This window comes from Luteolibacter arcticus, from assembly GCF_025950235.1.
In the GTDB taxonomy this organism is placed as follows: Bacteria; Verrucomicrobiota; Verrucomicrobiia; order Verrucomicrobiales; family Akkermansiaceae; genus Haloferula; species Haloferula arctica.
Genome location: NZ_JAPDDT010000024.1, coordinates 1 through 16,659 on the forward strand (window position 1 = coordinate 1; position 16,659 = coordinate 16,659).

15 protein-coding genes are annotated in these 16,659 nt (G+C 64.0%); 13 read left to right on the top strand and 2 right to left on the bottom strand.

Features of this window, described 5'->3' with window-relative positions; all coding sequences use genetic code 11:
• Window positions 1-182 precede the first annotated feature (182 nt).
• Window positions 183-860 (bottom strand): FadR/GntR family transcriptional regulator, encoded by a 678-nt coding sequence (locus OKA05_RS27415; RefSeq protein ID WP_264490417.1) that lies wholly within the window; start codon window positions 858-860, stop codon window positions 183-185.
• Window positions 861-943: 83 nt separating this feature from the next.
• Here OKA05_RS27415 and OKA05_RS27420 point away from each other — a divergent pair, with 83 nt between their 5' ends.
• From OKA05_RS27420 to OKA05_RS27465, 10 genes are all read left to right on the top strand, one after another.
• Entirely contained in the window at window positions 944-1,345 is a 402-nt protein-coding gene (locus OKA05_RS27420; RefSeq protein ID WP_264490418.1) for an RbsD/FucU domain-containing protein, read from the top strand.
• On the top strand, window positions 1,345-2,157 hold the full coding sequence (locus tag OKA05_RS27425; protein ID WP_264490419.1) for a sugar phosphate isomerase/epimerase family protein: 813 nt from the start codon (window positions 1,345-1,347) through the stop codon (window positions 2,155-2,157). The genes OKA05_RS27420 and OKA05_RS27425 overlap by 1 nt, the downstream gene beginning before the upstream one ends.
• Window positions 2,154-3,179 carry a zinc-binding alcohol dehydrogenase family protein gene (locus OKA05_RS27430; RefSeq protein WP_264490420.1) on the top strand — a complete coding sequence of 342 codons (1,026 nt, stop codon included), beginning with the start codon at window positions 2,154-2,156 and terminating at the stop codon, window positions 3,177-3,179. The genes OKA05_RS27425 and OKA05_RS27430 overlap by 4 nt, the downstream gene beginning before the upstream one ends.
• 8 nt (window positions 3,180-3,187) lie before the next feature.
• Complete coding sequence (locus OKA05_RS27435; protein ID WP_264490421.1) at window positions 3,188-3,664, top strand: gluconokinase; 477 nt, start codon at window positions 3,188-3,190, stop codon at window positions 3,662-3,664.
• Between the two features lie 229 nt (window positions 3,665-3,893).
• Window positions 3,894-4,640: an SDR family oxidoreductase gene (locus OKA05_RS27440; RefSeq protein WP_264490422.1), complete on the top strand. Its 747-nt coding sequence runs from the start codon at window positions 3,894-3,896 to the stop codon at window positions 4,638-4,640.
• 13 nt (window positions 4,641-4,653) lie between these two features.
• A complete protein-coding gene (locus tag OKA05_RS27445) occupies window positions 4,654-4,914 on the top strand; it encodes an acyl carrier protein (protein ID WP_264490423.1) in 261 nt (86 codons plus the stop codon).
• Between the two features lie 37 nt (window positions 4,915-4,951).
• On the top strand, window positions 4,952-5,956 hold the full coding sequence (locus OKA05_RS27450; RefSeq protein ID WP_264490424.1) for a lysylphosphatidylglycerol synthase transmembrane domain-containing protein: 1,005 nt from the start codon (window positions 4,952-4,954) through the stop codon (window positions 5,954-5,956).
• A gap of 5 nt (window positions 5,957-5,961) precedes the next feature.
• Window positions 5,962-6,849: a patatin-like phospholipase family protein gene (locus tag OKA05_RS27455; RefSeq protein ID WP_264490425.1), complete on the top strand. Its 888-nt coding sequence runs from the start codon at window positions 5,962-5,964 to the stop codon at window positions 6,847-6,849.
• A 12-nt stretch (window positions 6,850-6,861) separates the two neighbouring features.
• Window positions 6,862-7,875, top strand: coding sequence for a lipoyl synthase (gene lipA / locus OKA05_RS27460; protein ID WP_264490426.1), 1,014 nt, complete (start codon window positions 6,862-6,864; stop codon window positions 7,873-7,875).
• Window positions 7,876-7,888: 13 nt separating this feature from the next.
• Window positions 7,889-8,326 (top strand): hypothetical protein, encoded by a 438-nt coding sequence (locus tag OKA05_RS27465; protein WP_264490427.1) that lies wholly within the window; start codon window positions 7,889-7,891, stop codon window positions 8,324-8,326.
• 1 nt (window position 8,327) lies between these two features.
• Here OKA05_RS27465 and OKA05_RS27470 read toward each other — a convergent pair whose 3' ends face one another.
• Window positions 8,328-9,449, bottom strand: a complete 1,122-nt coding sequence (locus tag OKA05_RS27470) for a substrate-binding domain-containing protein (protein WP_264490428.1) — start codon at window positions 9,447-9,449, stop codon at window positions 8,328-8,330.
• 143 nt (window positions 9,450-9,592) lie between these two features.
• Here OKA05_RS27470 and OKA05_RS27475 point away from each other — a divergent pair, with 143 nt between their 5' ends.
• The 3 genes from OKA05_RS27475 (at window position 9,593) to OKA05_RS27485 (ending at window position 16,655) form a co-directional block, all read left to right on the top strand.
• Window positions 9,593-13,642: a beta strand repeat-containing protein gene (locus tag OKA05_RS27475; protein ID WP_264490429.1), complete on the top strand. Its 4,050-nt coding sequence runs from the start codon at window positions 9,593-9,595 to the stop codon at window positions 13,640-13,642.
• Window positions 13,643-13,774: 132 nt separating this feature from the next.
• Window positions 13,775-15,748 carry a hypothetical protein gene (locus OKA05_RS27480; protein WP_264490430.1) on the top strand — a complete coding sequence of 658 codons (1,974 nt, stop codon included), beginning with the start codon at window positions 13,775-13,777 and terminating at the stop codon, window positions 15,746-15,748.
• A 118-nt stretch (window positions 15,749-15,866) separates the two neighbouring features.
• Window positions 15,867-16,655 (top strand): hypothetical protein, encoded by a 789-nt coding sequence (locus tag OKA05_RS27485; protein WP_264490431.1) that lies wholly within the window; start codon window positions 15,867-15,869, stop codon window positions 16,653-16,655.
• Window positions 16,656-16,659 lie beyond the last annotated feature (4 nt).

Genomic DNA, 16,659 nt, shown 5'->3' on the forward strand with positions numbered 1-16,659 from the left:
CTGATACCGGACCGCAAGCCCCGCAGCTGCGATCGCGGGCTGCGCCAGCCGACGAAGAACTGGAAGAAGATCCGCCAGCCGACCTCTATCCCGCTGGTGAAGAAGATCACCCTCGATCTAACAGGTCCTTAAAGGCATTGGGATAAATCCCGCGTTCCCAGTGGGTGGGGCCTGACGGCTTCTCACGTTGAGAGATCGACGAAGTGGCGGCGCGAGGAGAGCAGGTGCTTCCGCATCGCGTCGCCCGCCTTGTCGGGCAGGCCGGCCTCGATCGCCTCGAGGATCTCATTGTGACCGGAGATGACGGGCGTGGACCAATCGCCGTCGCCGCGGTTTGCCTGGGCATAGGCGATGCAGCGCTTCTCCAGCGCGCCTAACAGGATGGAGTAGATCCTGTTGCCCGAGCCGCGGGCGATGGCGAGGTGGAAGGCGATGTCCGCCTTGCTGAACTTGTCCTTGGTGCCGCGCGCCTTGTCCATCGTTTCAACGATGCGCTTGAGCTCGCGGATCACTTGCTCGCCGGCGTTCTTTGCGGCGAGCCGCGCGCACTCGGTCTCGATCAGGATGCGGAAGTCGATCAGCTCGAGGAAATCGCTTTCCTCGGCGAGCACCGAGTAGCTCTCCACCGCGCTGCCGAGCGACTCCAGGCTCGGGTCGGCGATGTAGGTGCCGCTGCCTTTCAGGGTGCGCAGCAGGCCGCGGCCGCGGAGCTGTTGGATGGCCTCGCGGATGACCGTGCGGCTGACCTTGAAGCGCTCGCAGAACTTCTCCTCGGAGGGCAGGCGCTCGCCGGGAGGCAGCTTGCCGGCGAGGATTTCCTGCTCGAGTTCTCCGGCGATCTGGGCGCTTCGTCGTTGCACGTCAGGACGCTAGAACGGTCGCCGCCGGTGCTTCCAGTGGAAACAAGGACGCTTTCCGGGATGACGCGCTCCGCTGGCCATGCATGATCACCCGCATGCTTCAGAGCGGCATCCTTAATCCCCATATCCTGCAACTGATCGCGCGGATTCGTCATACAAATACCCTGGTCATCGCGGACTGGGCATTTCCTTTCTGGCCGCAGATCGAAACGGTGGATATTTCGCTCACGCACGGGATTCCGACCGTGCTCGACGTGCTGGACCTGCTCACGCCGGTCTTCAAGATCGGCCGCATTTGGCAGGCGGAGGAGTTCCTCGCGAGCAATCGGGAGGATTGCGTTGACCGTTTCGCCAAGTCCTTCGGCGACCTCCCGCTCACCCGCGAGCCGCATGTGGATTTCAAGAAGCGGGTGCCGCACGCGATCGGCCTGATTCGCACCGGCGACCCGACACCGTACGGCAACATCATCCTCGAATCCGCTTGATGAAGACGGCTGTTACCTTGTGCCGCGTGCCGGAGTCGGCCGCCGGTCCCTTTGTTTTTCACGACCCGCTGCCGGAGGGCTTTGCCAAAGCGGCCGGGCACGGTTTCGATGCCGTGGAGCTTTTCCTGGAAGGGCCGGACGCTGTGCCTGCGGACGAGATTCATGCTCTCCAGCAACAGCACGGTTTGGCCATCGCTGCCGTCGGTACCGGTGCGGGCATGGTGAAGCACGGGCTGTCCCTCACCGATGCGTCGCCGGAGAAGCGCAAGGCGGCGCTGGATTTCCTTCTGCGCATGATCGGCTTCGGCGGCAGACTCGGTGCGCCCGCGATCCTCGGCTCGATGCAGGGGAAATGGAGTGCTGATGTCCCGCGGGAAAAGGCGCTGGATTTGTTGGCGGGCTCGCTCCGTATCGCCGGTGAAGCCGCCGCCGCCTGTGGCGTGCCCTTCATCTACGAGCCGCTCAACCGCTACGAGACGAACCTCTTCAACCACCTTGCCGCCGCCGCGGAGTTCCTCGACCGGCGCGAGGTTGCCAATGTCGTGCTGCTGGCCGACCTGTTTCACATGAGCATTGAGGAGCGAGATATCGCCGAGGCCTTGCGCGAGGCGGCCCCGCGGCTCGGGCATGTCCACTGGGCGGACTCGAACCGGCAGGCGATGGGCTTCGGCCACACCGACCCGGTGCCGATCATGGCCGCGCTACGAGAGATCTCGTACTCCGGCTACATCTCTGCGGAAATCTTCCCGCTGCCTGATGCGGACACCGCCGCCAGCCAGACCCTTGAATCGATGATCGCCCTTCGTTCATGAAAGCCATCCAGTTCACCCGCCCCGAGGAGATCAACGTCATCGAACTTCCCGAGCCACCGGCGCCGGGGCCGGGCGAGGCGCTTGTCCGCACCCACCGCATGGGCATCTGTGGCACGGATCTCTCCGGCTACCTCGGAAAGATGCCGTTCTTTTCCTACCCGCGCATTCCCGGTCATGAGCTTGGCCTGGAGGTGCTCGCTACCGGTGAAGGCGTGACGAATGTGAAGGTCGGCGACAGGTGCTCGCTGGAGCCTTACGTCAATGATCCCACCACGCCGACCAGTCAGAAGGGCGCTTCCAATTGTTGTCCCGGCGTGCAGGTGTTAGGGGTGCATCAGGATGGTGGCCTGCGCGACTCGTGGATCGTTCCGGCACGCAAGCTGCATGCGGGAAACCAACTTTCCTACGACCAGCTCGCGCTCGTGGAGACGTTGGCAATCGGCTATCACGCCGTGCAGCGCGGCAATCCCCAGCCGGGTGAAACGGTGCTGGTGATCGGTGCCGGGCCGATCGGCCTCGCCTGCCTGGAGTTTCTCAAGCTGATGGACCTGCGGGTCGTGATCATGGACATGGTGCCCGGGCGCATCGACTTCTGTCGCGACCGGCTCGGTATCCAGCATGGCATCGTATTCAAGGGCGACGGCTCGGAACTCGCCGAACTCGAGGCGATCACCGGCGGCCAGCTCGCCGATGTGATCATCGATGCCACCGGCTCGGCGGTATCGATGTCGAACTGCTTCCAGTACGCCGCCTTCACCGGTCGCGTGGTCTATGTCGGCATCACGACGCAGGAGGTCGCGTTCCCGCATGCTCCCGTCTTCCATCGCCGGGAGCTCACGCTGCTCGCCTCGCGGAATGCCCTGCCGAAGGACTTCGGCGAAATCATTGCGTTGATCGGGGAGGGGAAGATCGATACCGATGCTTGGATCACCCATCGCCTCGCCTTCGATGACGTACCGGGCGGATTTTCGCGCTTCACGGATACCAAGCTCGGAGCGATCAAGGTGATCATTGAGCTCTAAACACTAACATGCGAATCGTCATCGGCGGCGTCAGCGGCAGCGGCAAGACCACCATCGGCGAGCTGGTGGCGGAGAAGCTCGGCTGCGAGTTCGCCGATGCGGATGGGTTCCATCCGCCGGAGAACATCTCGAAGATGAGCGACGGGATCGCACTCGATGATGCGGATCGTGCGGGGTGGTTGGAGGCGCTGGGTGTTTATTTGGCGGGGCGTGACTCCATCGTGCTCGCTTGCTCGGCATTGAAGAAGGTGTATCGCGACCGGTTGCGGGAACTCGCCGGGCCGGTCCGGTTCTTTGTTCTGACGGCGGATCGCACGGAGTTGGAAGAGCGACTGTCCACCCGTGAACACTTCATGCCGGCGAGCTTGTTGGATTCGCAGCTCAGCACGTTGGAGTTGGGGGAGGACGTGACGGTGGTCGAGAATGACGATGCTCCAGAGTTAGTGGCAGCCAGGTTGGTTGCGAGCACCCAAGAGGTCGGATGAAGCAATGATCGCGGCGCAGCCGCTTTTGGACTGCTGCGATTTTTTCGCAGCTTTCGAGTGGAGGGTGAGGCGGGCTGCCTCGGTGGATGGAAGCGGGCTTCCGGGATCGCTGCAGCGCCCGAGAGGAACGGGCCGGGCCTTGCATTCGAAAGCTGCGGATGACCGCAGCAGTCCGAGGGCCTTCGGCTTTTATCGGGTGTGACCGTTATATCGGATTGCCCGTGTTTCCGTGTCCCGCGAAGCTCGTCCCGTGCGCAGCATTCTCATCACCGGCGGCAATGGCGGGCTTGGCTCGGGCATTGGGCGCTACTTCCTGGAGAAGGATCCGGAGGCCAAGGTTTGGCTCGGGGTTCGTAGCAATCGTTCGAATGCGGAGGCGCTTGCCGCGGAGTTCTCCGGGCGTTGTGCATGCATCGATCTTGAGGTGACTTCCAAGGAGAGCTGGGAAAGCGCTGTCGCGAGCATCATGGAAACCGACGGCCGGCTCGATGTGCTGGTCAATAATGCGGGGCTTCACCGCGACCATTTGCTCGCCGCGATGCCGGATGAGGCGTGGACTTCGGTGATCTCGGCGAATCTGGATGCGGTGTTCTTGGGATGCCGCGCGGTGGTCCGGCCGATGATGGCGCAGCGCTTCGGGCGCATCATCAATATCTCCTCGCTCAGCGCGATCCTGCCGCCGCTCGGGCAGACGAACTACGCCGCGGCGAAGGCGGGGGTGGTGGCGCTCACGCAGACGTTGGCGAAGGAGGTTGCACGTGCGGGCATCACGGTGAATGCGATCTTGCCCGGCTACATTGCCACCGAGGCGTTGGCCCACATGGACGAGGAGGGGGCAAAACGCGCGAAAGCGGGCATCCCAATGCGTCGTTTCGGAACGCCTGCCGAGGTGGCATCCGCGGTGCTGTTTCTCGCTTGCCACGATGCTGGCTACGTCACAGGGTCCGCCCTGAAAATCGACGGCGGCATTTTCTAACAAGTTAAGACTCATGGCTCAAGGCGCGGAACTCCGGCAAAAAATCAAGGAAGTGATGGTCGAGGAATTGATGCTCGACTTCGACGCGGGGGAGATTGCCGACGAAACCGCGATCTTCGGTGCTGGTGGCCTGGGGTTGGATTCGGTGGATGCGCTCCAACTCGTCGTGGCCGTTGAAAAGCATTTCGGCCTGAAGATCGCCGACGCCGAGAAGGCGAAAGGCGTCCTGCAAAGCGTGGAGACCATCGCGAAGGCAATCGAGGAGAAGGGTTGAGCCGGAACCTGTCAGCTTCAGGGGGAAAGGGCCCGCGATGAAGAAGTGGCTGCTCTTTCTGGCGAAGCTGGCTTTCACCGCCGCGTGCTTGTGGTGGGCCTTGTCGGGCCAGCGTTTGGAGGAATCGGCTTCCTTTTGGCCGAAGGATCCGGAGTGGGGGTGGGCGCTTGCCGCGGTCGCACTCGGCGGCCTCACGGTATTCCTGTCTGCCTTCCGCTGGTGGCTGCTGCTGCTCGCGCAGGGCATCCCGGTCGGCTTGGGGCGGGCGACCCAGCTCACCTTGATCGGCGGACTTTTCAATTTGATGGGCGTGAGCAGCGTGACCGGGGACGCGGCGAAGATCTTCCTGCTGATTCGCGATCACCGGGAGCACAAGCTAGCCGTGACCATGTCGGTGCTGGTCGATCACCTCGTCGGCCTGGTGGCGATGTCGCTGACTTTCTTCGCCGTCACTGCGGGCCGCTTCCAAGCGGTGGAGTCGCAGAGCGAGCTGGGAAAGACGGCGATCAAGTTCGGCTGGATCTATTTCTCCGGGGGGCTGGCCGTGGTCGGCCTGATGTTCGTGATGGCGAGCCCGTGGGTGAATGACCGGATTCAGAAGCGGGTCAGCAATCCCCGGATCGCACGGATGAGGCGGGTGCCGGAGATCTACGATGTCTTTCGTAAGAAGTGGAAGCTGGTGCTGCCCGCGCTAGCCGCCAGCGTGGTGATGCTGCCGCTCTACTACGCGACCTTCTGGTGTGGCGTGCGTTTTGTCGGCAGTGACACGGGCTTCCTGCCGGTGTTTGCGGCGATGCCGGTGGTGGATGCGGCGAGCGCGATGCCGGTTTCGATCTCGGGCATCGGCGTGCGCGAGATCGCGCTGAAGACGCTGATGAATGATCTGGTCGGACTCGAGCCGGGGATCTCGGTGCTCGGGTCGCTGGTGGGTTTTGCGGCCGGAACGCTGTTCTGGGCATTTGCCGGCGGTCTGTTATTCTTGCGGCCGTCCGACCGGACATCGATGAAGGAAATCGAGGAAACCACCCAAGCGGAAGCATGAGCGGCATGGCACCCGGACCCGGCCACGATCCGGGACTGGCCGTCTGCCTGTCTTCGTCGTTCTTCGGCTACTACGCCCACCTCGGCCTGCTGAATGCGATGGAGGAGGCCGGCTTGCGGCCCGGCCGGATCGCGGGTGCTTCGGCCGGTGCGATCGCCGGTGGACTGTGGGCGGCCGGCTTGCGCGACGAGGCGCTGGAAAAGGTGATCTACGACTTCCATTTCCGCCGCGCCTTCTTCGACCTCGGCGCCTTTTACCGCTGGCCGGGTATTCTGACCGGCCTGGCCGGGGCGGGGCTGCTGTCCGGGGTGCGGATGCGCCGTTATCTCCGCCGGGTGATCGGCGACCGGCAGATCGAGGACTTGCAGAGTCCGCGGCTTGAGATCGCGGTGGCCAATCTTACACGCAAGCTTGGCGAAATCCGCAGCTCCGGTCCGCTGAATGACTTCATCATCGCCAGCTCGGCGATGCCGGTCCTGTTCATGCCCCAGCGCATTGGCGGCGAGGACTTTCTCGATGGTGGCGTGGCAAACGAAACGCCCTTCGACCACTGGCTGGATGACCCGGCGATCCACACCATCGTCGTCCACAGCATCCGCCATTCTTCCTGCATGAGGGGGCTGCCGTGGCGGACGCCGGGCGGCATTTTGGGCGAGTGCCATGGCATAGTCGCCAGCGATCTGATGCGCCGCCGCATCGAAGACGCCCGAATCTCGGGAAAGCGGCTGATTTTGCTCGAAACCGAGCATGATCACCCCGGCCTGCTCCATGGAGGAAAGTCCCGTGGCTTCTTTGCTGCCGGGGCGGAGACCTTCCGGAAGTCGCCGCTGGGCGCGCCGCCGGCCCGGACGGGGCGAGAAATTCCCCTTTCCCCCGCGGAAAGGGCGTCCTAGCGTCCGCCCGACATGAGCGGCTGCCACGGACCCCAGATGAAGATGGATCCCGCCCTGCACCAGGACAAGAAACCGTCCTGGATAAAGGTGCGCTTGCCGAACAACCCGGTCTTCTGGTCGACCAAGTCGCTGATCACCGACCTCAAGCTGGTCACCGTCTGCGAGGAAGCCCAGTGCCCGAACCGCTGGGAATGCTGGGGCCAGGGCACCGCGACCTTCATGATCGCCGGTGAGAAGTGCACCCGCGCCTGCGGCTTCTGCGCGGTGAAAACCGCCAAGCCCGATGCGTTGGAAGCCGACGAGCCCTACCGCGTGGCCGAGGCGACCCGCCGCATGAAGCTCCGCCACGTGGTGATCACCGCGGTGGCCCGCGACGATCTCAAGGACGGAGGTGCCGAGCATTTCCAACAGACCATCGAGGCAGTCCGCGCGATGAATCCCGGCCTCGTCATCGAGGTGCTGGTGCCCGATTTCAATGACCGCGACTGGGCGCTCCAGATGGTGATGGATGCCCGCCCGCACATCTTCAACCACAACCTTGAGACGGTCGAGCGACTGACCCCGCTGGTTCGCTCCCGTGCCAAGTATCACCGCAGCCTTGCGGTGCTGAAAAAGGCGAAGGCGATGGTGAATGGCAAGGTCGCCACCAAGAGCGGCATCATGCTCGGTCTCGGCGAAACCCGGGACGAGATCCTGCGGGCAATGGATGATTTGTTAGAGGCCGATGTGACCGTGCTGACCATGGGCCAGTACCTGCGTCCCACGCCGCGGCACTTGCCGGTGGTGGAATACATCGAGCCTGTCGCCTTCGATGAGCTGAAGCAGATCGCGATCGCGAAGGGCTTCCGTCATGTGGCCAGCGGCCCGCTGGTGCGCAGCTCGTATCACGCCGCGGACTTCCGGCCGGAGCTCGATATCATGGACGAGATCGAGAAGGCCGCTCCATCCCGCGGACTCGACTTGCAGCCCGAGGATCTTCCGATCCCTGCGGCCAAGCCGGCCCTGGTGAAGGCGTCGGTGGCTTGAGACAAGGCGCATGATGAAGTCCCGTAAAGCTACCGCCATCGGGTGTGGCGTCGCCGTTTTGTTAGTCGCGCTGGCCATCGGCATTCTGGGTTACGGGATGTTTGGAAACCATCCGTATTATGCCAAGGACGTGCGGCAGCACGGCCTGGCTCCCGCGTCGGCGACTTCGATCGAGGTCTTCGAAGCCCGCAATATCAGTGGCGCGGTTTCGCTGACCTACCTCGTGAGCGAAGCGGAGTTCCAGAAGTTTGCCGAGGAGAAGGGCTGGCCGTTGTCGCCGGGAAGCGGCTCGATTCAGGTGCATCCGCCCTCCGACTATTTTGGCGCGGTCATGCTCAAGGACGTGGAGGCTTATCTGACCTACGAAAAGCGCCAGCGAAACGGCGGGGGCATCAAGGTGATCTACATCCCGTCGGAATCCCGGGCCTACATCGACAAGAGCAACCGCTAACTCAAGCAGGCCATCCCTGCGGTGCCGCGATGGATTCGCCTGCTTCGAAGTCCGCGGAAAGAGGGAGCTTGCTCTGATCCAGCGGCTGTCCCTCCACCCATCGCGTGAGCAGGTTGGCCAGGCGCATCACGGGAAAGCGAAAGCATGCGAGGTGCGGGACATACCAATCCGCTTCCATTTGCTCGTTGAGGAGGATCAGCGAGACATCGTCCGGCACCCGCAGCCCGCGCTTTGTTAGAAGGCAGCTCACGGTGACGAGTTCCTTCCAATCCAGCAGGATCAGAGCGGTGGGCACGGCCCGGTCCATGGCCGCCTCCACCATGTTCCACACGACTTCCGGCCGTTGGTAGGGACTCTCCGGCGTGTGATAGGATTCCACGTAGCTGACGCCGACACGCTCGAGACCCGCTTTCACGGCCTCCTTGATACTGGCAGAAAAACCGTGAGGTCGATCGCAGAGCGGCAGCACGATCTGGCGGTGGCCCTGGCGGGTCAGTCGCTCCATCGCTTCGGCGGCGAGGAGGGATGATTTCACCGCCACGATGGGGATCTTCCATTCGCCAACGAGTCCACCGAGAAAGATCATCCTCACTCGGTTCTTCATGGCCCATTCGCCGATCGGCGGGCGGCCAAAGACCGCGATCACCGGCACGTCGGGATCGATCGGCAGCAAATGATCCCACGACCGGTGCGGCCGCTTGGCGTGGAGGAAATCGAAGGTCACGATTTCCACCGCCCAGCCGCGGCGACCGAGTTTTTCGCGGGTGACTTCGATCACGCGCCGGGCCGTGTGAGGCAGATCTCCCAGATCCGCATGGGTCGCGACGACCGCCCGGCGGAGTATCCGGGCAGGAGCTTGCGGGGCCACCGCGGCGCGGGGAATCACGCGAAAGGCGCGCCGGTCGCCTCCCGACTCGAGCCAGCCCTGCTCGACGAGCAGGGCGAGGGCGGCTGCCACAGTCGGCTGGCTGACACCGGTTTCCGCTGCCAGCAGGCGCGAGCCGGGGAGGCGTCCCGTCCAGCGTCCGGCGGCGAGTTCCGACTTGATCGCGTCCGCTGCGATCTCGGCGGTGGTCCTGCGCTCGATCCTTGCCATGTTCCGACCGGCTACAGCGCCGGCCATGATCTGCAAAGGTGAAATTGGCAGATTTTCAGTCGCGCCTGTCCTTCAAGGTCAGGATTTGTCTGACATCCTGCGTCAAATGTCCATCCGGAGGCCGGATCCCGCCGGTTTTCGTGGACATGACCTCGACCTAAAAAATCTCCATGAAGACCTCTGTTTTTCTCGCCCCGGCCTATGTGCTTTTCGGGGCCGTTTCCCTCTCGGCGTTGCCCGCGCTCGCCGACTCCGTGACCATGACCGGTGCCAGCGGGGGGACGTGGACCGATCCCCTTATTTGGAGCAACGGACTGGCACCCGCCCCGGAGAACGACTACAGCGTCACCAGCAAGACTCTGGCTGCACCCAGCCTGACAACGGCTGCCACGGCCACCTTCGCCGGGGGAAATCTCGCCATCAGCAGCGGCACGCTGTCCTTCCCCGGCAGCAGCGGCGGCACGGTGACCCACACCTACGCCTTCACCGGCGGCGAGCTGGGCTCCGCTAGCGCCACGAACCCGGCCACCGCCGTGCAGGTCACCGGCAGCTCCCTTACCTTCGCCTCGACCAATGGCACGACCAAGGCGGTCAACGCGCGCTTCAATTTCAGCGGCAGCAACATCATCGACCGGACGGGTTCCAATTTCACCCATAACCTCAACTTCAACCGCGCCCTCTACGGCAGCGGAACGCTGACCTTCAATTTCACGAACAATGGCAGCGGTGCCGGCCGCAACGTGAACATCGCCAGCGGCCTGGCGAACGCCTATTCCGGCACCGTGGTCCTGAACAACGCCAGCACCTCGAATGGCGGTGTCACCATTTTCAGCCTGGGCAGCTCGCTCGGCACGGGCTCCTATGAAATCCGCAACGGCTGGAGCCTGAACAACAACGTCGCCTCCGGTCTCGATGCCGCGCCCGCGATCACGCTGGTCAATTCGGCCTCGCGGCTCGTGTTGACGAACCCGTGGAACAATTCCGCCGGCGCGCTGACGGTGACCAACGGTACGGTGAGCATCGGGAACGCCGCCTCATCCATCGGCAACCTCACGGGGGCTGCGGGTACGATCCAAGGGGTCGGTGTCTCATCCTCCCTCACGGTGAACCAGACCACCAACGGAACCTACGCGGGTGCGCTCGGCTTCACTGCTGGCAATGGCCTAGCGTTCACGAAGGCCGGGGCCGCCAATCTGCGGCTCACCGGCACCATCAATCCGGCCATCCCGGTCACCTTGAATGATGGTGGCCTGGGCGTAGGCACCAATACGCTTGCCTCGCTGACCCAGAACGGAGGATCCCTGCTGCTCGACCTCGGGGTCACACCGGTCATCAGCGGCAACTATTCCCGGGCGGCAGGCGACATCGCGGTGCAGGTATCCTCGCCGCCCGCGTTGGGCACGCCCTACACGCTGGTGACCTACCAGGGAGCGCTGACCAGCAATCCTCCGGTCACCTTTGCCGGGCTGGGGGACACCCGCCTCGCTCCGGCGGTGAACTACGGTGCGGGTAGTAATTCCGCGATCAGCGTGACCTTCTCCGGCACCGCTGCGGCGCTGGTCTGGAATGGCCCTCCGGGTGGCACCTGGGACATCAACTCGTCCAGTAACTGGACCAATGGCGGCAGCCCGGACAAGTACTATCAATTCGACCACGTAAGCTTCACCGACGCGGCCACCGGATCCCCCAGCGTGGTCCTCAGTCAAGTGGCGACCCCTGGATCGGTGGTCTTCGATCACTCGATGAAAAACTACACCCTAAGTGGCAGCGGTGCGATCGGCGGGATCACCACGCTCACCAAATCGGGCACGGGCACGCTGACGATCGCGAACAACAACAGCTATACCGGGGATACCATCATCTCGAATGGAACGCTCCAGATCGGCGCGGGTGGAACCACCGGCAGCATTGGCAGCGGGGCCGTGGCCAACGCCGGCACGCTCGCCTTCAACCGGTCCGACGTGTCCACCGTGGCCAACGTGATCTCGGGAGCCGGTGCGCTTTCCCAGCTCGGCAGCGGCACCACCATCCTCACTGCCGACAGCGGCTACACCGGCAGCACCACCATCACTGCCGGCACCTTGCAAGTGGGCAATGGCGGCGCGAGCGGCTCCCTCGGTGTCACTTCTGCGATCACCACCAACGGCACGCTGGCCTTCAACCGCACGGGCACGCTCACCATCGCTCCGGAGATCACCGGCACGGGTGCATTGCTGCAGAGCGGCCCGGGCACCGTGGTGCTTGCTGCGGGGGCCGGTCATACCGGTGGCACGACCATCGCGGCCGGCACGCTGGTGATCGGGAACGGTGGCACCACCGGCTCCATCACCGGCCTGGTGACCAGCAATGGAACGCTCGGGATTCAGCGGTCCGACGACCTCGATTTCGCCAACGTCGTCTCCGGCTCCGGTTCGATCGATCACCGCGGTACCGGGATCCTTCGTCTCACGGGTGCCAATAGCTACACCGGCACCACGGGCGTGAGCGGCGGTGGCAGACTGGAGCTCGATTCCTCGGGCTCTTCGATTCCTGCGGGCACCGGCCTGCTTCTCGCCAGTGGAACCTTGGATTTCAACGACCTCAACCTGACGGTGTCGTCGTTCACGAAGACTCCGGCGGGTTCGGTGGATGTGGTCGCCGACCCCGGCAAGACTCTCACCGTCCAAGGCGGCAATTTCCTGGCCAATCAAGGCGGCCTCAGCCTGACGATGGTCGACTCCTTCGTCCTCAACAGCCCGGCGGGTAGCTTCAATGCCGTGACCACTGCCAGTGGAGGCAACGCCAGTGTCACCGCCGGCTACCTTACCAACACCATCACCGCTGGGTCTTTCGGAATTGCGAACGGGGGTCCTGGTGGTGCCGCAGTCACTTCCAATGCCTCGGTGACCCTTGGCGAGTCGAACACGATCAACGCCGATACCATCGCCATCGGAGTGAACGGCGCCGAGAACGGCATCACTTCGCTCCGCTGCGATGCCAGCAACTCGTCGCTGGTCATCCGCGGGACGGCCGGCGGCAGCAGCCGGGCGAACATGACTCTCGGCCACAAGAAGGATTCCGACTATGCAGGCGGCTCCGCCGCGGTCGAGGTGTTGGGATCCGGCAGCACGCTGGATGCGATGCTTGGCACGCTGGTGATCGGCCGCCACTCCACCGGCACCGGCAACTTCAACCGCGCCACCAGCGGTAACTTCACCTTCGGCGCCGGGACGCTCGATGCGACCACTATCCAGCTCGGCATCGGCGAAGCACCGAACATCAAAACGGCGAACGGCACGATCGCGACGACCGACGGCGTGATCAAGACCGAGACCCTCACCCTGGTCCAAGACAGCGGTGGGCCGATGGGCACCGCCACCGTCAGTGTGGCAGGCACCGGCGCGCTGCAAGCAACCACGATCACGGGCCAGGCCGCGACGAATGCGACCGTGCTGCTGAACGATACCGCCACTTTGCGGAACACGCCGGGCAGCAATCTCACCGTGAGCGGCACCACCTTGGAAATCTCTTCCGTCGCCACGGCATTGCTGTCGATCGGCTCCGGGAATGACGTCCTCTTCGATGCGGGCAGCGTGTTCGAGTTCCACTACTTCAGTGACCCGGTGAACTTCGATTTCGGCAAGCTGACGGCTTCCGGAGCGACGATCCTGAGCAACGCGAGCCTGAGCCTCATCGATGAGAACGCCGGACCGGCCGCCTTCACCACGGGCCAGAAGTTCGTGCTCATCGACTACACCGCCGGCAGCCTCACCGGGACCTTTACGGGACTGGATGACGGCGCGATCGTCACCGTGGGCAGCCAGAACTTCGTGATCGACTACGATGATCCAGCCTATGCGGGGAAGGCCGTCACACTGACCGCGGCAGCGGCCGGCTCCACCTATGCGACCTGGGCCATGGCGAATGCCGGTGGGGAAGGGGCGAATGGCGACTACGACAAGGACGGCGTGCCGAACGCGGTCGAGTACCTGATGGGCCAGACCGGCTCCACCTTCACCCCGAATCCGCAGGTGGTGGGTAGCAAGATCACCTGGCCGAAGGACCCGCTCGCCCAAGCGACCTGGGTGGTGCAGACCTCCAGCAATCTGGCGGCGGAAGGCCAGCCCGGCGGCTGGGCGGATGCGACCTTCGGGGTCGCCGATCTCGACACGTCCATCGAGTTCATGCTGCCGGTCGGTAGCTCGAAGGTCTTCGCCCGCTTGAAGGTGACCGTGCCCTGAGCGCTGCCGCCTGCACTGACGATTTCCCTGGGTACAATACGAGGTCCCGGCCCCTGTGCCGGCGGGTTCCGGTGACTTCCCGGAAGAAATTTCGGGAAGTCACCGGACAAATTTGCGTCTAATCCTCCAATCATGATCCCGCACCGATGGCTCATTCCCTTCGCCCTGGTCGCGACCGTGGCAGCAGAGACCCCACCGGTCTTTTCTCCAGTACTCCGCGAGGCGTACTTGGCCGATGCCCGATCGAAGGTCTTGGCGGCGGCGACGCCCGAGCTGATGACGTGGCTCGACCGCCACCCGGAGATCTTGAGCGGCTTGCTCACCAGCTCGGACCCGGTGCCGGCGCACCATGTGGCGCAGCTCGATGAAATGCGCCGTGCCCTTGGGCCGGAGAAGTCGGAGCGCTACGCGTCGCTGCTGCTCGCGGTGTCATTACGCGCGCCCGATGGAGGGCCTGCGTCTGCCAAGCCGGCGGATGCACGAGTTGAGGCGGTGGCCGCGCACTTGAAGACGGCCGGGCTTTCCGTGCTGCAGGCTCGGGAGATGGGGGATGCTGTTTTCAAGGAGGCCAAGGTTGAAGTTCCGGGCAAACGCGAGGCAGGGGCATTTTGGGAGGACCTGGCTCATGCCACGGGCACCTATCCGCGCCGGGAAAACATGGAGCTGGCGGATTCGCTGAAGCTGTTGATCGAGCGCTACGAGACGAAGCTCGAACCTTTCAGCAGCGGGCCGCAGTGGCCGCTGTATGCCATCGATCAGACGCCGTGGCCGCTGCTTGCACCGTTGCGACAGACCTTGCCGCGGAGCGAGGCGGACTATCTGTGGGATCACTTCCGCGGGGAGACTCCGTATGCCGATGGCTCGCGCTGGAAGACCTATTCGCGCTACTCGTGGGACTACGATCGCGTGCCCGCGGTGCGCTGGAAGGTGAGCGCGTTTCACCCCAACTCGGTCCCGCGCATCGCCGAGGACGGCGGTGTCTGCGGCCGGCTTTCCACGCTCGGCCAGTTTTCCTGCACGGCCCTCGGCAAGCCGGCGGTCGGCATGTATCAGCCCGGCCATCGCGCGATGCTTTCCTACAATCGCGACTCCGCGGGCCTGTGGTTCGCGAAGCTCGAGCAAAGCATTACCGGCCCTGATCGCTCGACCGCGCAGTGGCTGCTGCCGGCACCGCAAGGCCAGCGGGTCAGCGGCAGCGAAGCCTCTGGCGTGAAGGTCGGCGTCGAGTGGCACGTGGCGCTCAATCTGGCGATGAATGCGGGACTCGGCCGCTGGCAGGACGCGCGCGTCGCGCTCTTTTCCGCGCGACGGTTGCGGGAGAAGGATCCGGCCACCGCGGTGCGCCTGGCGGAGGAGGCGACGGCGCTCAACCCGTATCTACTGGAAGCATGGTACCAACTCGCGGACTGGTCGCGTGGCGATCTGGCGGCGACCAATGCCTTGCTTGTGCGCTTTGACACGCTGCTGCTCGATCCCACGAAGGCGGCGGAGGATCATGCGGAGTTGTCCGCCAGTACCGATTTCAACGACCTCAAGCCGGTCAAAGGCGGGGCCAATCCGAAGAAGGACTCGACGCTGGTGGCCAATGTTGTGGCCCCCTTTATCGCCGCGGCGGCATACTCGCCTGCGCTGGCGGACAAGTCCCTTCGCGCTGCCGCCTACGGGATGCTGAAGCAGGAGATCGCACGCCGCGAGGCGCTGAAGATGCCGTATGGTGCGCCCGTGCGTGAGCTGGAGCTGAAATTCGAGGTCGCGGTGGATGGCCCGCGGGCCGCGCAGCAGCGGTTGGAGAAGCGCTTGGCCGACCTGCTCAAGCTGGATGGGAAGCGGCGGGGCAAGGCGGCACCGGAATGGCTTGGCGAGCTTTCGGCGGTGGCTGGCGGCTTGCCCGATGCAAAGGATCGCGCCGAGTGGTTCGCCCGCTTGCAGCGCGACATTCCGAAGGACATCGCCGTGACCAGGTCGAAGGATGGCAAGGCTGCGCCTGATGCCGTCTTCAAGGGCCTCCACGATCTCCAGGTCCGCGAATTCCGCTCGCTCGGCAAGGCCGGGCAGAAGGAACTCAAGCGCCTCAATGAGGCGTGGGCGGCGGCGACGACGATTTGATCTGGCTGGACTGGCAGGCGGAATGCACGGGGCCCTTAAATAAAAGGTTGGATTGACCTAACGGCTTGAATTGGCTAGAGATCTGCTGTTCGCCGTCTGTTCACCCCCTCAACCGGCCATGAGAATCACCCCTAGTCTCACGGCGCTGCTTGCAGCGTTCGCCGGGCCCCTTGCGGCCCAGGTTATCAATATCGATTTCGACAAGGACGGTACGTCCCCCATCTATCAGGGGCTCGCCGCCGCGCCCGATCCCTCCGGCAGTGCCGCGATCTGGAACCAGCTTTACGGCAGTGGCAACACCACGATTTCGTCTTCCGTCCTGACCAATTCCAGCGGTGAGGTGGTGGACGGTGTCGGCTTCAGTCTCGAGATCAATGGCAGCTACTCGAGCTTCCCCGGGCAGCAGGAGAATGGCGGTGCGGCGCTGACCTATCAGGACCTGATGTCGGACTACGTGCACCTCTCGTCGCCGACGAACACGCAGGTGATCACGAAGAACGGCTCGATCACCGGGCTGGATCCGCTGAAGCTCTACGACATCTACCTCTACGCGCAGGGCGACAATTTCCTCGGCGAGTACTCCGACGGGCAGAACGCCCTGATCACCATCAACGGCGTCTCGAAGCAGACCTCGTGGGACGGCGTGCTGGGTGGCAACGGCCTGCTGGTGGAGGGGATCGAATACGTGAAGTTTTCGGTGCTGCCGACCGCGTCCGGCAGCATCAATTTCAGCTACGCGAACGTGGTCACCGGGGTGAATGCCGGTAGCGACCTCGACGGCCTGAACTCGCGCTTCGCGGTGCTCAACGGCATCCAGATCGTGGATGTCGCGCTGGTGCCGGAGCCTTCCGTCGCCTTGCTGGGTGCCCTCGGCTTGCTGGTGGCGACGCGCCGCCGGCGGCGTTGACCCC

Coding starts and splice junctions, on each gene's coding strand:
- OKA05_RS27485 (WP_264490431.1), top strand. CDS start 15,867: ATGAGAATCACCCCTAGTCTCACGGCGCTGCTTGCAGCGTTCGCCGGG.
- OKA05_RS27435 (WP_264490421.1), top strand. CDS start 3,188: ATGCGAATCGTCATCGGCGGCGTCAGCGGCAGCGGCAAGACCACCATC.
- OKA05_RS27465 (WP_264490427.1), top strand. CDS start 7,889: ATGAAGTCCCGTAAAGCTACCGCCATCGGGTGTGGCGTCGCCGTTTTG.
- OKA05_RS27445 (WP_264490423.1), top strand. CDS start 4,654: ATGGCTCAAGGCGCGGAACTCCGGCAAAAAATCAAGGAAGTGATGGTC.
- OKA05_RS27455 (WP_264490425.1), top strand. CDS start 5,962: ATGGCACCCGGACCCGGCCACGATCCGGGACTGGCCGTCTGCCTGTCT.
- OKA05_RS27475 (WP_264490429.1), top strand. CDS start 9,593: ATGAAGACCTCTGTTTTTCTCGCCCCGGCCTATGTGCTTTTCGGGGCC.
- OKA05_RS27480 (WP_264490430.1), top strand. CDS start 13,775: ATGATCCCGCACCGATGGCTCATTCCCTTCGCCCTGGTCGCGACCGTG.
- OKA05_RS27425 (WP_264490419.1), top strand. CDS start 1,345: ATGAAGACGGCTGTTACCTTGTGCCGCGTGCCGGAGTCGGCCGCCGGT.
- OKA05_RS27420 (WP_264490418.1), top strand. CDS start 944: ATGATCACCCGCATGCTTCAGAGCGGCATCCTTAATCCCCATATCCTG.
- OKA05_RS27450 (WP_264490424.1), top strand. CDS start 4,952: ATGAAGAAGTGGCTGCTCTTTCTGGCGAAGCTGGCTTTCACCGCCGCG.
- OKA05_RS27430 (WP_264490420.1), top strand. CDS start 2,154: ATGAAAGCCATCCAGTTCACCCGCCCCGAGGAGATCAACGTCATCGAA.
- OKA05_RS27470 (WP_264490428.1), bottom strand. CDS start 9,449: ATGGCCGGCGCTGTAGCCGGTCGGAACATGGCAAGGATCGAGCGCAGG.
- lipA (WP_264490426.1), top strand. CDS start 6,862: ATGAGCGGCTGCCACGGACCCCAGATGAAGATGGATCCCGCCCTGCAC.